Below are 259 nucleotides of genomic sequence, written 5' to 3' on the forward strand. Positions count from 1 at the left end.
CTCTCATCCACGAAATTTCCTTGTAGAACTTGTGCGTCTTCGGAACATCCACAAAAGGTGACAAGGCCGGCGGAGTGAAGGTCGGCTTGTTTGCGAAGCGGTATAAGAATGCGGACATGGCCTCGCGCGTTACCGCAGTACTCGGCTGAAATTGTCCAGCCGAGTTTCCCGTAGTAATCCCCTTAGCTCTCATCCACGAAATTTCCTTGTAGAACTTGTGCGTCTTCGGAACATCCACAAAAGGTGACAAGGCCGGCGG

1 protein-coding gene is annotated in these 259 nt (G+C 52.1%); it reads right to left on the reverse strand.

Annotation, left to right across the window (positions count from 1 at the left end):
* Positions 1-259 (reverse strand): S-layer homology domain-containing protein (locus ACXR2W_RS14205; protein WP_489948873.1); only part of this gene is annotated, 259 nt, incomplete at both ends.

Source organism: Leucobacter faecis (assembly GCF_054456695.2).